Consider the following 12,825-nt stretch of genomic DNA (forward strand, 5'->3'; position numbering starts at 1 on the left):
CGGCGCGAGCGCGGTGTCGCGAGCCAATTCCAGTTTGGGCTCGTCGCGGTCAATCTCTGTTTCCCATTCCTCGCGGGCGATCAGTGCGCTGGAGTTGGCTTTAATGGTCTGCAGCCGCTGTGCACCGGCCTGACGTACCCGCACGCTGATGCCATGTTTGCGGAGTACGAAATCATCGGTATCAAAATACACGGAGGTGAGCTCTTGCTTGCGGCTGACATCGTTGGCCTGCTTCTTCAGCCACGGCAGCGCCATCGCCTGCTGCAGACCGCGCTTCGACGTGGCGAGCTTGAGTTCAATCTCCGCGCCCACGGTTCCTTCTCCTTACGATGTATCCAACTTAAACGGCCTTAATCTCTCAAAGCTCCGGTAAGGCTGGATCGTCAGCCGCCAACTAGGCTGTCTCCGGGCTAGTGAATATCGTTCAGTGGAAGTCGCAGCTCTGCGGCGCGCTCCTCTCGGTCCTTCTTACGGAACTCATTTTCCCGACGCTCGAAATCGAGCAATTCCTTTCGAGCCTTCTCTAAAAGGCGGTCACGCAGTGCCAGCGTCATTTGTGTGCGTTCAGTCATTGCTTACCCGTCCGCTGTGCCCCAGCGTATGGCAAAACTGGAGCTCCAAAAAGGTTCATTGGCGGAAGATTACGAATTTATGACGGCATCACCCGTCGAATGGCGCGCCTTGATTGTCCTAGTGGAGAGTCGGTTCGCCAGTACGTGTGAGCATCCTTTGGTTTCCAAAAATGGCTTAATTGCAATATCGGGCAAGGTTTCAAAAACGACAGTCTCATGCCCAATCCGGTCGGAACGGGCTGCCCGCGATAGAGTGGATCAAAATATCTGGCATACGAATACTCTGTGAAAATCTTGCGCAGCTTACCGCTTCGCTGCGCGGCTCCCACAACAAGCGAGAAGCCTTGATGCGACCGAACGTCTGTTGAGGGCCATTCGGGTTGGTTTGGCGCTCGGACGCAAACTTCCGGTCTACCTCTGTGAGCCGACAAATAGCTGCACCACGCTAACGGAAGCGAGAGGTTCGATGACAGTGATTTTAGTTCTTGCACACGGCTCCCGATCGATCGCAGCTTGATCGCGGAGAAATCATGGTTGCCCTAGTTCGCCTGGCAGGAGCCGCGGCCGTCGTTGGTGTCGGCGTCGCGATCGGCGTGGTTCATTATCTGCGCGGTCCGAGCCCCTTGGATTTCAGCGGCGGCGCGAAGGTTGCGCTTGCTGACTACAGGGGAGCCGACCCGACCGGCGTTCCGGCAGACCTCAGCCAGGCCAGCCTAGTCAAACGCGGTGAATATCTCGCCCGAGGCTGCACCAAATCTAACCGCGTCGCTGTTGTCGCCGACGATGCCGACGACGATGGTGTGGCGGGATGATTGCGCGAAGCTGATTCTGCTGATCGATCGCGCACGAGTCGAGTTGCGCGCGCAGGAACTCGCGGAGAAGCCGGCCGCCATAGTCGAGTTCGAGCCGGACGTCGATCTTCGCCTGCCCTTGGGACACATGCTGAGGGCACAGCTCGATTATATCGCTTCGATCGCAGAGGCCGGTGGGCCGACGCAGGGATTGTCGAGGGTTCAGACGGCGGTGATGCGGGAGTCTCTGATTGGGCTGCTCCTCTCCGGGCAACGGCACAATCTGAGTGATGCTATCGAAAGCCACTCAACGCACGACACTTTGCCGTCGAGCTATCGACGCGCCTGGGATTACCTCGAAGCGCACGCCGCGGAACCTTTCGATCTCGCCAACTTTGCCAGACAAACGGGCATCGGCATCAGATCGCTACAGATCGGCTTCAAACGTCATTTTGGCGTTTCGATTTCGAAGGCGTTGCAGCATATCCGACTGCGCCAACTCAAAAACAGGCTGTCCAAGGCGAGGCCGGACGATCGAGTTACGGATATCGCATTCGATCTTGGTTTCGGCCATCTCAGCCGGATGGCGCACGACTATCGTGCCAAGTTCGGCGAGAGTCCGTCTGCAACTTTGCGAAATCGTCGCGAGCAGATATATCGCACCTTCCATAGCAAGCCGCAGCGCCTTTGGGATGCGCTGCTTTTCCGCCTGAGATGGAGCGCCACCCTCCGAAGGCAAAGATCACACGTTCGAATCGTTCCGGGCGCGCCACTTCGGTACAAAACTGGGCACTCCAAAACCTGCCGTTTTTGCGCCCGAAGCTGCGACGAGCGCACGCAGGAGCACGCTTTTCGACCCCATGATGCGAACTTCTTTCGCCCCCACCTCGACGCGTTGTGCGAGCGCGCGGAGATGGTCGCGGCGATAGCCGCCCGTCTCGGTGCGCATGTGCCTGCGGGCCTGGCTGGCGGGCGAAGCTCTTTAGCACCTGCGGTGTGATGCTCGGCGCAGCCCGATCAAGCGAACCCTCGGCCCGCTCTGCGTCGGCGCGGGCCTGATCGCGGATGGCCTTCAACTCGGTCACGCGCTCCTTGAGCATCGGATCGGACACATCGGCGATTCCGTTTTCGATGGCGTCGTAGAGGCGCTTGAGCTTGGCGTCCGCCTCGGCCGCACGCTTGCGCAATTCGGCGATGTGCGCCGTTCGGCGCTTGCCGCGCTCCTCACGGCGGTCGAGCACGCATGACAGGATGTGCTCGAGACGTTTGGGCTGCAACAGCCGATGCTCGATGTGCTCGGCCACGACACTGTCGAGCTTTTCCATCCGAACGGTCCGACCCTTGCAGCCAGTCTCACCCTGCCGAGCCTTGGTGCAGCAGGTGTAATACCTGTATCTGCCGCTCTTCCCGGTCCTCAATGTCATTGCTCCGCCGCAGGCAGCGCAAAAGCAGATGCCGGTAAGGAGGGTGGGACCGCTCACAACGCGCGGCGCGGTCAGTGTGGGGCTGCGCGTCTTGAGCCGTGTCTGCACGGCCTCGAACTCGGTGGCGTCAATGATCGGCGGCACGGCCATCTCGACCACCTCCGCCTCTGGCTTTCGCTCGCGTGTTCTCCAGAATTTGGCGTTGAAGCGGTGGCGGCCGATATACGTGGTTCGGGTGAGAACTTTGTGCACGGCATCGACACCCCAGCGTCCGCCGTCACGCGTTCGAATGCCAGATTCATTCAGATGTTTGGCAATGGATTTGACGCCCATTGACCCGGAGGAGCCGCTTCCCTCGCGCGTCAGGCGGAAGATCAGCCGCACGGTTTCGGCCTGGATGGGGTCGATCTCCAGCGTCTTCTTGGTGCGGTGGCCGCGCTGCTCGGTGGCTTCCACGATGCGGTAGCCGATCGGCGGCAGCGCGCCATTCCAGAAGCCCTGGCGCGCATTCTCCTTCATCGCCCGCAGCGTGTGCTTGGCGTTTTCCTTGGACTGGTATTCATCGAACAGCGCCATGATCTGGCGGATCATGTTGCTCATCGTGTCGTCGCCAAGCTCCTGCGTGATCGACACCAGGCGCACACCGCTTTTGGCCAGCCGGCGAACGTAAAACTCAAGCTGGAACTGGTCGCGGAAGAAGCGGCTGAAGCTGTGGACGAGGATCACGTCGAACGCCGGCGGCTTGGTGGTCGCGGCGTCGATCATGCGCTGGAACTCCGGCCGCCGATCGTCGGTCGCAGACGCGCCGGGCTCGACATAATCGGCGACGATCTCCCACCCCCGCGACGCGCAGTAGCCCTTCGCCTGTCGGCGCTGGTCAGGGATGGAGAGGTCACTGTCAGCCTGCCGCCCCGTCGAGACCCGGAGATAGAGAGCCGCCCGAACCGCCGCAGTCATGCTGATGTCCCCCTTAGCCCTCTCCAAATAACTCGTCGAACAGATCGCCGAACCACGCTTCGAACACGTCGATCTCAGTTTCAGTCACCGGCACGCCGCTCGGCCAATCATCCGTCACTGTCCATGTCGCCGAAACGCGCTTCGCCCGTCGTCGACCAGGATGCGCGGGCGCACGCACATAGTCGTAGAGTTCGTCAAGTAGGGCGCGATCCGGCGGACATCGTAGCTGCGATTTGTGAGGGGGAGCCATGGCGCTACTGTGGCAAGCTTGGCCGATCCACAGAACGGCCGATGTCTACGCCAAGGCACGCTGCCGCGCTGCGACCTCGCACTTCCTCCGCAGCGCGAGCGCAGTCCCGCACAGCAAGCCATGAACGCATGGAAGCAAAAAAGCCGGGCCAACGGAGCGCAGTCAAGGCCGCAAGCCGGCGGAGCCGGTCGCGCGCAGCGCGAGCCTTGACGGCGCACCGTTGGTCCGGCAGCGCCTCCCATGCGATCATGGCCGACATCCTGCCGAAAACGCGCAACAAGACGCTACGCCGCGAACGATGGCGCTCGGAACGTTGATTTTGAATGCTTTCTCAGTTCGAGCGGCACCAGGCCGCTTCATACGGTGCCGCTGCAGTGCCATCCAAAATAATGTGCAGACAAACACTTACGACCCCCGACGGCCCGGAGCGACACCGTCGCTTTTATCTTGCCGTCGATCCCAGACCTTGAGACCTTGGTCGGCGCTCTCGGTCCCGCCGTGGCAATGTCCGGTGTGGCGGATAGCGGACAAGTGAGCGAGACACGGCAAGATCGTCGTGAATGACCCGCCTCCTCCGACATCGGGACCTGCGCCAAGTCCGTCGCCACGACTAAATTGGAGCTTCGTTGAAACGGACTGTGAACCCAAACTCGCTAGAACATTCGCCAAAACGCGACAGGAAAACGCCGATGACGAAATTCAGGTTACCTGGCCTGTTTGCAGCTTGGACTGCCGCAGTTCTTGCACTGGGATGGTCGAACGCATCGGCGTGCCAGGGCCCGGGATTCCACGGGAGTATTTTCTTCTCGGAGCAGGGGCTGCCGGAGGTCGGCGGCACCATTGCGGCCTATGTCGAAATCGTCGACCGGCCGCCGCCCGGCACGACCGGCGACAATCCGCAAGCATCGTATGCGGTGGTCGCGCACGTAACCAAGGTCGTGAGAGGAAAAATCGATCAGGAATATGTGACCTTGGATACGCAGGCTTCATCTTGCGACCACCCGCCCAGAGCAGGTGAAAAGGGCCTCATCATCGGCTACGCAAAAACGGACGCGGACTCGAATATCAGGATTCGGACGCTTTCCGAATCGAGGTACGGATTTGGATTCAGGATAAATGAAAGAATACGCGCCTGTCCTATGCCGCAGGCTGCCGCTGACGCCTTGATCATCGCCTACGGCACCACCTGGGGAGAGATATATTCGTCGGTCTCGACAGTTGGACTAGGCAGGGAAACCAGAGCCTCGCGGGTCGTCGTCGAGCCAGGCAGCCGGCCGATTTACGCTATTCTCGGCAGCAGCGGTCCGCTGATATGGAAAATCGAGGGCGACACTACCCGCATCGACCGCGTCATCCTCGTGACGCCCCCCGGCAGCGAAAGTGCCTTTCCATCCGCAGTTGTCGGTGTTCCGAAAGACCGAATCGGCTATCTGACATGCCTGCCGATCGCTCGCGGCGGACTGGAGGAAGACACCCTGGCGTATGTCATCCGACGTGAGCTTGGCCACATCGACAAGATCGCCGCCGCCCGGTCGACTTACCGTGTCTCGTTGCCGTCGCTCGCGACCACCGATATCAGCTTGTCTCCCACGAAAATTCCGGGCTTCGAGAAGCTATTCGATATCTCTGAAGTCAATTGGATCGGAGAGCCGAAGGAGTATGATGTAGCTCCGGGAAAATTCGGCATCGCGTCCCTTCTCGAGGAAGGACGGTTGGTTGAGCTGGACAAAATTCCGGATCCCCTCAAGAAGCGGCACATCCCGGTCTACAAGATCGTAAAACCTGTCAGACGGCTTCCCGCCGGCAACAACTATGCGCTCTACGTCCTCGGCTCGGGCATTGCTCTTCCGGAAGACCCCAGATGGTCCTGCATATTCCTTGAGGAAACAGGGAAGCTTGCGCCGGCATCGGCCGGACACGAAGGCTGCATGGTCGTCAACATGAACAGCTCCGACGGGCGGGGTCCACAATGACCAGGCTTCCCCTCCGTCGTTTCCCGTCCTGCGGGAAGGATGTCGGCTAGGGAAGACAGCCGCCAGCGAGGCGTAGTGCAGAATCGCAGAATGTCGCAGCTTTGCCGCTTGGAGCGAACGGCGGGCTGCGACATCATAGGGGAACAGCGAACGCGTAGTGCCCATCTTCATCGGCCGTGGCGCGCCACTGTACGATTTTGCACGAAATTGTTGCCGATTGGCGCGCAACCGCCGCATCAAAGCGCCGACGGCGCGCCTCCTTTGTAAATAGGCGCCGAAGTATGACCCCTTCAATGTCATATAGATCAGAAACTTATCGTGCCGATCGGCGTAAGGACCCCATGCCGAATAACAGTTGGCGCTTGCTCGCGAGGCGGGAGGCTGGCATCGAAGGTCAGATTTGCTGACCTCATAAACGACTCGCATATCGGGAAAACTTGGCTAGTCTAATGCTTTCCCGCACGGGGGCGTCTCATGTTCGACACAGCCACCACTGCGCTTTTGCGCGCGCTTCTCGACGAGGTTTGCGAGAGCGTTTCAGCGCGCGAAACCGGAGCGCGCACGCACGTCGCGTCAAAGATCCTGGAAGCCGCGACCCGTGGAGACGTATCGCCCGAAGACCTTAGACGGGTCGGCCGCGAAGCCCTTTCCGGGCGCCGACCATGTGGCGCTGAAAGCGAGACGCGGCGGTGAATTTTCAGGTCACGGTGTTGAAGGTCCTGGTGTCCTACCCGGACGGATTCGCTGTGATGGACGACATCAAGCGCGACATGGCGATCTTGGCGACCAGCGGCCGGGACTGGGCCGACCGGACCAAGCGGCTGGCTGCGCGCGTACCGGACCTCGATATATTTTCGCAAGGACTGGTCGGTCGCGAAAGCGGTGGGTGGAAGATCACGGAAAAAGGTCGGACCGTGCTCGAATTCATGGAGGCGCGCACCGTACTCAATCAATCGGTCGAGACGGCTCAGTCCGAGACGGTCGATGCACACGTGCCCCCTCTGCCGCCGCTCGCGGACCGGGCGAAGCGACGCCGTGAACGACGCGAGCGCCGCCGTGAAGGACGCGAGCGGGCTCGATCGAACGCGTCTTGAAGCCGCAAGCGCGTCAGAAGCAACAGGACACACCTCCACGCCTGATGAGGATTCGACGGAGAAGGCGTAAGCGGTCGATCCGGCCTCTGCGAAGTATTGCGGAGTTGCATTCGCAATGAAGCTGGCGTCGGTGCGCAGCAGGAATACAGGCCCGCATCGTCACAGCCCTGACACTACGTTGCTGTCAACGCCTGGTCCAAGTCGGCGATGATGTCATCGATATTTTCGATGCCGAGCGAAAGCCTGACATACCCTTCTGTAACATTCGTCTTCGACTGTACATCAGCGCTAAGTTGCTTTGCGGGATCGATCCGTCGCTCTTCGGCTTCTTGGTGATGCTCATACTGTTGATTAGAAACCCGAAAGTTATGGGCGAACACGTGGTCCGGCGCTGGCTCTACGCACTTGGTTGGGCATCCGTAGCCTTCTGCATCGTTGGGATGTTCGCCAGCTTAGTTTGTCCTGAACCGGACGCCAAAAATCGAAAATATAAGGGCTGCAGACAATCGCCGCGTCTCCTTGGTCGGCTCCGGGACATCGCATTCGAACCGCTGCGCCGGTAAGGAACTCCTGCTCGCCGCTCGTCTTGGTTCTGCGGAGGCGCAAATGCCCAAGCTCGAGAACCTGCGCAGCGAAGAAAGACGTCTTGGCGGCTGGAACATTGCTGCGGCCCTCGGCCTGTTAGCCGTAGCATTGCTGATCGATCGCGGCGCTCCGCCGAACCAAGATGCAGATGACGCATCGCCGATGCCATCCAAAGAAAAACGCGGCGCTTCCGCGTCCGCCCTATCTACGGAAGCTGAAAACGGCGGGCGCCACGCTAAATCGCCATAGCGGCCTTCCTCGCCTCCCTTTCGTATGTGCCCCAGGTCCGCAAGGCGTGGCCTCGCGGCTCGACGGACGATCTTTCTCTCTTCATGCTCGCGACGCTGACTCTCGGTCTCGGGCTCTGGATCATCTACGGCTCAATCCGGGGCGATTGGATGATCGTGGCCGCGAACGGGTAGGCGCCACGCTCGCGGCCATTGTTCTCGGCTGTAAGGTCCGCGATCTTAAATCGCGCGGCGGCTGAAGCCTCATCCACCGCCGAGGAGTGCTGATCATAGGGGTCGTCGCCGACCGAAACCACCATTTCAGCAAATCCGAGCAATGCGATATGCTGGTCCAAGGTCACGGCATCGAAGGTGATGCGCCCGCCGGTGCCTTGCGCTCCCTCACGGCGTTCTGTTCGAAGAGGAGTTCCTATGCCCTACGCGCTGTTTGAAGACGACCAGAAGCTCAGCAAGGAATTCCCTACCGAGGAAGAGGTTTGGGCTCACGCCGAAGAGGCCGGCCTTGTTGATTTTGTTGCTGGAAAGACAGTTCTGGAGGATGGGTACACTATTCAGCCGTGCCAGCCAGATGATGAGACCGGCATCCCTGTCCCGCCACCTGGGCTGTAGAGGTATCTGACACCCGCTTTGCGGACTTCGGACCCGACATTCTTATTGGTCCGCAAACTGTTTCTATTTGCGGTCAAACCATAAGTCCGCGACGTCTTTTAGGTGCAAGGCGGGTCGCGGCTTAGATCGGCAGGTTGTCGGTCATGCCGGGCGGTAGCTCGCCTTGCGTTGATCGCTCGGCAAGGAGCTGCTTCTCGGCTTCATACCAGAACGTATCCATCTTCCCGCACGGTTCGCCCGCACCTTTCCAAAGCTCATAGGCGCGCTTGCGGATCTCTTCTTCGCTTAAGTCTGACATCTCAAATTCCCTTGTTGCATGAGGCCCAAGCCGTCAATGGAACGGGAGTTCCTTGTGCAGCATCTGTCGTCCTTCGGACCACGCCGCGAGCCCGCTTAGAAATCCTTTATAAAATTGGAAACGTCGTTTCCTCCGCACGTTGGTGACAACAAAACCTACGGAGGAACTTTCATCATGCGGCTATTAGCATTCGCAGCACTCGTGGCGATCTCCAGTGTGACGGGACCAGCCATTGCCCAACAGACGACGCCATCGCAAAGCCTCCAGAACGAGGCGGACAAGGGCATCAAGACACAAAACTCAGGCGCATCGGGATACGTCGGTGAACAGGACAAGCCCGGCTCGGCCTCTCGTATGCCAGGCGACGCGACTCGGGCGGACACATCCGGCACGGTTTCGACAGCTCCGAGCGCCCAGAATTCTGGGGCGGGGATTAGCGGAGCGCCAGGCGGCAAAAACGGTCCCTCGCAACAGGGCACCGTCGGCTCGGCGTCCCAGAACCTCTCCGTGCAGGAACAGGATCCGGCGAACGTAAAGGGCCTGCCGGGAAACAAGAGCGGGCCGCCCGCAAAGCGATGACTTGCAACGTGCAATGCTATGCGCCCCGCATCGGCAACGGTGTGGGGCCTTCCGTCGCTCAGGGACGAAACGCAGGAGCGTGGCTTGGTCGCTGAAGGAGTTGCGCCATGAGGATTTCGAGCGTTGCACTTGTCTTGGCTATAGTCGCCCCCTGCGTAACTTTTGCCCAGAGCGGAGGCGGCGGAGGCGGTAGCGGTGGTGGCGCCGGCAGTTCCGCTGGTCGCGGCGCTGGTGGGGCGGCTTCCTCCGCGGGCGCGGGAGGCTCAGCCGCAACGTCTTCGTCCGGCACCGGCGCAGGGGGCGCGGCGAATCCGGTTGTAACGGCAGCTCCGTCGACTGAAGCTCCCAGCACGAATACCAATTCGACGACAGGCAACGCTAACAGCACCGCGGCAGGCCGATCTGGACCAAACCAAGGAATGGCTAATGGTGACCGAATCGGAAACGTCCCATCCCCCGGCACCAATAGCGTCGGAGCCGCAGCCTCATCGGCAACGCCGGCTGCAAATGCGCAGGCAACCGCGCCTGCGGGAGGAATCGGCCGGCCAACAACCACCGATCAAAGCGACAGCGATGCGAGGATAGATCAAGAGAACAATAAGGCCGACAGAACGGTAGGCAAAATTTGCAAAAACTGTTGAAGCACGTGTTGTTATTGGTAGTTGTCGCATCCCTTCCGACAGTGGCTGCGGACGCGAAAGGCTGGCGGCACGATCATCGCACATCCGCTGCTCCGGTAGCAGAGCGACAGGACCGGGCAAAAATTACGGCCGAGCAGAACCGCGACCCCGCTGACAAAGCTTTGGACAAGAAGATCAGAAGTATCTGCCGGGGGTGCTAAATGAGGGCTCTGCCGTCAACCCGCGCGAGGCCAGAACTAGGACGCGCCCGCCGTCGGGCGCCTAAGACCAGTAGCGCGGATCTGCTGCCGTCGCTCTCTCTCAGTGGCGAACGGCGCTCCGATTTCCCGAGCTTTGTTCTGCACGGATGCCTTGCTTCTCTTCAATGCGACGGACGCTCGCGAGGCCGAAGCGCCTTTGCGCACTAGGTCCCGCAGTTGCTCAATTTGTTGCTCAGTCCAGGATCGCGATGTCACACGCGGTATCGTTGTTCACATCATCAATGTTATTGGACCGCGGCCAGCCCGGTTCTCAACTGAGATTTGCTGCGGGCGTTCCTAAGCGCGAGGAGCCAGACCAGCCGGTTCGAGGTGGACTCAAGGATGCAAATACACCGTCCAGATGGTGACAACGGTCACCGCCGCAATGGCGAGGCTGATAAGCAGGAGGGCCAGGACGCTTGGACCGGGTTCGACGGGTCCGTGGGCGATACGGCGGTCGCGATTGAAGTACATGACGCAATTCCTCTCTCCCTGGGAAAGTGGCGGCAGCAGTGATCTTTCCCGCGTAGGAACGATGGGCCATACTCCCGCGTTCAGACTCGCCGAAGCACCAGACCAGGAAATGATGATGGCTGAAAAATTTGATCCGGCGCCGACAGACAATCATGCATCCGACCCCAAGCGGGATATTCGCCGCGACAAGGCGAAAGATGACGAGCTGCAAAAGGGATTGAAGGACAGTTTTCCAGCTTCGGACCCAGTCAGCAGCACACAGGCATCGAAGGCAACGCCGGACGCGTGACAGGAGAAGAAGATGGGATTAGCGGCTTATGATATTGTTGGCGGAGCCGGCGAGTGGCACGTGCGGCACGATGGTGAGAGTAAGAACACCTATGAGACCAAGGAGGCCGCGTTTGAGGCGGCCGTTGTGGCAGCGTCGCTGGCGCTGCGCCAGGGCCACGGCGTGACATTGACGGTACCTGAAAGCGAGAGCACAACCGGCGCGGCAAATGCGGGGTAGGATTGACCGCGCGGGCAGGGCAGCGGGCCTTCAGCTCAAACCCGGCCAGCGCTCGAGTCTCTTGTTTGTCGTCGCGACCTCAATTTGAATATCGAAACGCTACTTATAGATCATCGCGTCGTGACTTTGGTCAGCCGAACTGCATAAGGCAATTCGGCCAATACAGCTCGGTCGCCTATTTCAATGCCCCCGAGGACCATTTGCGAAAACGCACACGTCGCTTTCGCACCAGAGATCACCAGCGTCTCGACTTGACGCCAGAAGCCGTTGCAACGCGCCATTGGCGAACGCTCCATAGGTTTGTCTGTCCATCCAACAGCGGGCGGGTAAACCGGTTGAGCGGCTCCACAAGTTCAAGCAACTGCGGGTCAAGCCGCTCGCCAGTGACGCATTCCCCATTTCTCGTAATACGCCCTACAGGCCCCTCGGGCGGCTTCTTTGTTTTGAGGGAGGAATGAACCGGGTGAAGATGGTCTGCTCCGGGGCGTGTCCGACGATCTCGGCAGCAGTGGCAAAATCCGGTTCATCGACGGCGTCAGCCATGGTCCGTCAGGTCCGAACAGAATTTGGAAATCAATGCGAAGATGAATCGTGGGGCCCAAGTGGCGCCAACAGCCTATCATCCTCGTCTCCGTTAGAGCTTCCGATAGGTCACATGGGCGGTCGCAAATGGAATGCCTGCCCGCCCCGCGCGGCCTCGCACAATGCAGGCGTGGCCATCGATGGCATAAAACCAGTCGTCGAAGTTCAGCTTGGTGGACTTGCCGTCAGCTTGCGGGACATCCCGTGTGTATTTCCAGTGGAAGGCGCAACCGGTCTGTTCGCCCGTTGCTTCGCCTTCCAAATGATTTTCATGCCCCACGTACTGCCCCCTACCAACCTTACGGATGGTCCAATGCAAGGTGTCGCTGTGGCCGTCATCGAACTGGTAAGTCTCGGTAAAGAGGACCGTGTCGGTGTCTTCTTCCAATTTACCCTGAGCCGTGATGGTCGCCCTGCGCTGCAAGCCGCCGATAAGGCTCTCCATGACGGCCCAGCCCTCCAGGCTGCCAAGGAAGAAGACCTCGGGCAAGAATACCGGAACGCTCCCTTTGAAATCGTCGAGTTTCACTGCTGATGATCCGTGTTGAGGCGCGAAGCCTATCGGCGCGCGGCGATGACCCCGATCATGAACGCGACCGCCAGTGACGGTAACGGTGCCTCGCGAACCAAATCGCTTAGAATCGCTTTCCATTGACCCGGCGCAGTTCCGTCCTCAAGAGTGTGCCGGACCCCGCGCGCCGCTTCCCGTATAGTGGCGGTTGTCTCGGAGAACGTCGAGGTCGAACTTTCAGATTGATGTTCATTCATGGCGCATTCTCCTCTCCGAACAATGAGCGCGTCGAAAAATTGTTCCTGGCTTACGTCCGACGGTTCACCCGCGGCGATGAGGCGGGGCCCGCGAGTTTGGTCCATTCACTGCTAAGGCGAAGCCATACTTCCTTGTCGAGCGGGCTGGTGGTTCTCTCCGCCTCGCGTTCACAATCCCTGGCTTCCTTGCGGCAATGGTCTGCAAATCGCTCGTCGGTCATCACTGCTAACGC

17 protein-coding genes and 2 pseudogenes are annotated in these 12,825 nt (G+C 59.9%); 11 read left to right on the top strand and 8 right to left on the bottom strand.

What is annotated here, in order from left to right; translation table 11 throughout:
* Positions 1-312: CYTH domain-containing protein (locus FXB40_RS00775; protein ID WP_148770215.1), on the bottom strand; the 312-nt coding region annotated here is incomplete at its 3' end.
* A gap of 98 nt (positions 313-410) precedes the next feature.
* Positions 411-572, bottom strand: coding sequence for a hypothetical protein (locus FXB40_RS47530; RefSeq protein WP_187436580.1), 162 nt, complete (start codon positions 570-572; stop codon positions 411-413).
* Between the two features lie 530 nt (positions 573-1,102).
* Here FXB40_RS47530 and FXB40_RS00780 point away from each other — a divergent pair.
* Positions 1,103-1,384, top strand: coding sequence for a hypothetical protein (locus tag FXB40_RS00780; RefSeq protein WP_148770217.1), 282 nt, complete (start codon positions 1,103-1,105; stop codon positions 1,382-1,384).
* Positions 1,368-2,363 carry a helix-turn-helix domain-containing protein gene (locus FXB40_RS50275; protein WP_430646349.1) on the top strand — a complete coding sequence of 332 codons (996 nt, stop codon included), beginning with the start codon at positions 1,368-1,370 and terminating at the stop codon, positions 2,361-2,363. The genes FXB40_RS00780 and FXB40_RS50275 overlap by 17 nt, the downstream gene beginning before the upstream one ends.
* Positions 2,364-2,712: 349 nt before the next feature.
* Here the strand turns inward: FXB40_RS50275 and FXB40_RS50280 are convergent.
* Positions 2,713-3,744: pseudogene (locus FXB40_RS50280) on the bottom strand (recombinase family protein); the annotation flags it as partial.
* Between the two features lie 939 nt (positions 3,745-4,683).
* On the opposite strand from FXB40_RS50280, the gene FXB40_RS00800 reads away from it, so the two are divergent.
* From FXB40_RS00800 to FXB40_RS00810, 3 genes and pseudogenes are all read left to right on the top strand, one after another.
* A complete protein-coding gene (locus FXB40_RS00800; protein WP_148770221.1) occupies positions 4,684-5,967 on the top strand; it encodes a hypothetical protein in 1,284 nt (427 codons plus the stop codon).
* Positions 5,968-6,441: 474 nt separating this feature from the next.
* Positions 6,442-6,641, top strand: a pseudogene (locus FXB40_RS48870) (hypothetical protein).
* A gap of 15 nt (positions 6,642-6,656) precedes the next feature.
* Positions 6,657-7,061 (top strand): hypothetical protein, encoded by a 405-nt coding sequence (locus FXB40_RS00810; protein WP_148770224.1) that lies wholly within the window; start codon positions 6,657-6,659, stop codon positions 7,059-7,061.
* Between the two features lie 173 nt (positions 7,062-7,234).
* Here FXB40_RS00810 and FXB40_RS50285 read toward each other — a convergent pair whose 3' ends face one another.
* Complete coding sequence (locus FXB40_RS50285) at positions 7,235-7,441, bottom strand: PLP-dependent transferase (RefSeq protein WP_148770226.1); 207 nt, start codon at positions 7,439-7,441, stop codon at positions 7,235-7,237.
* Positions 7,442-7,667: 226 nt separating this feature from the next.
* Here FXB40_RS50285 and FXB40_RS00820 point away from each other — a divergent pair, with 226 nt between their 5' ends.
* On the top strand, positions 7,668-7,895 hold the full coding sequence (locus FXB40_RS00820; RefSeq protein WP_148770228.1) for a hypothetical protein: 228 nt from the start codon (positions 7,668-7,670) through the stop codon (positions 7,893-7,895).
* Between the two features lie 26 nt (positions 7,896-7,921).
* The gene (locus tag FXB40_RS48875) at positions 7,922-8,068 is read left to right on the top strand and encodes a PQ-loop domain-containing transporter (RefSeq protein ID WP_246207243.1); all 147 of its coding nucleotides are present in this window, start codon (positions 7,922-7,924) and stop codon (positions 8,066-8,068) included.
* Here FXB40_RS48875 and FXB40_RS48880 read toward each other — a convergent pair.
* On the bottom strand, positions 8,020-8,229 hold the full coding sequence (locus FXB40_RS48880; RefSeq protein WP_246207264.1) for a hypothetical protein: 210 nt from the start codon (positions 8,227-8,229) through the stop codon (positions 8,020-8,022). The two genes, FXB40_RS48875 and FXB40_RS48880, sit on opposite strands and share 49 nt — an antisense overlap.
* Before the next feature lie 76 nt (positions 8,230-8,305).
* Between FXB40_RS48880 and FXB40_RS00830 the strand changes: the two genes are divergently transcribed.
* Positions 8,306-8,503 carry a hypothetical protein gene (locus FXB40_RS00830; RefSeq protein WP_148770230.1) on the top strand — a complete coding sequence of 66 codons (198 nt, stop codon included), beginning with the start codon at positions 8,306-8,308 and terminating at the stop codon, positions 8,501-8,503.
* Between the two features lie 121 nt (positions 8,504-8,624).
* Here the strand turns inward: FXB40_RS00830 and FXB40_RS00835 are convergent, their stop codons facing one another.
* Complete coding sequence (locus FXB40_RS00835; protein ID WP_148770232.1) at positions 8,625-8,801, bottom strand: DUF2934 domain-containing protein; 177 nt, start codon at positions 8,799-8,801, stop codon at positions 8,625-8,627.
* A 354-nt stretch (positions 8,802-9,155) separates the two neighbouring features.
* On the opposite strand from FXB40_RS00835, the gene FXB40_RS48885 reads away from it, so the two are divergent.
* On the top strand, positions 9,156-9,380 hold the full coding sequence (locus FXB40_RS48885) for a hypothetical protein (RefSeq protein WP_430646351.1): 225 nt from the start codon (positions 9,156-9,158) through the stop codon (positions 9,378-9,380).
* A gap of 1,216 nt (positions 9,381-10,596) precedes the next feature.
* On the opposite strand, the gene FXB40_RS47535 is transcribed toward FXB40_RS48885, so the two are convergent.
* Complete coding sequence (locus tag FXB40_RS47535; protein ID WP_187436581.1) at positions 10,597-10,734, bottom strand: hypothetical protein; 138 nt, start codon at positions 10,732-10,734, stop codon at positions 10,597-10,599.
* On the opposite strand from FXB40_RS47535, the gene FXB40_RS00850 reads away from it, so the two are divergent.
* On the top strand, positions 10,733-11,023 hold the full coding sequence (locus tag FXB40_RS00850) for a hypothetical protein (RefSeq protein ID WP_148770238.1): 291 nt from the start codon (positions 10,733-10,735) through the stop codon (positions 11,021-11,023). The two genes, FXB40_RS47535 and FXB40_RS00850, sit on opposite strands and share 2 nt — an antisense overlap.
* A 12-nt stretch (positions 11,024-11,035) precedes the next feature.
* Positions 11,036-11,242: a hypothetical protein gene (locus tag FXB40_RS00855; protein WP_148770241.1), complete on the top strand. Its 207-nt coding sequence runs from the start codon at positions 11,036-11,038 to the stop codon at positions 11,240-11,242.
* Positions 11,243-11,876: 634 nt separating this feature from the next.
* On the opposite strand, the gene FXB40_RS00860 is transcribed toward FXB40_RS00855, so the two are convergent.
* The gene (locus FXB40_RS00860) at positions 11,877-12,353 is read right to left on the bottom strand and encodes a DUF3833 family protein (RefSeq protein WP_148770243.1); all 477 of its coding nucleotides are present in this window, start codon (positions 12,351-12,353) and stop codon (positions 11,877-11,879) included.
* Positions 12,354-12,825 lie beyond the last annotated feature (472 nt).

This window comes from Bradyrhizobium rifense, assembly GCF_008123425.1.
GTDB classification, from domain to species: Bacteria; Pseudomonadota; Alphaproteobacteria; order Rhizobiales; family Xanthobacteraceae; genus Bradyrhizobium; species Bradyrhizobium rifense.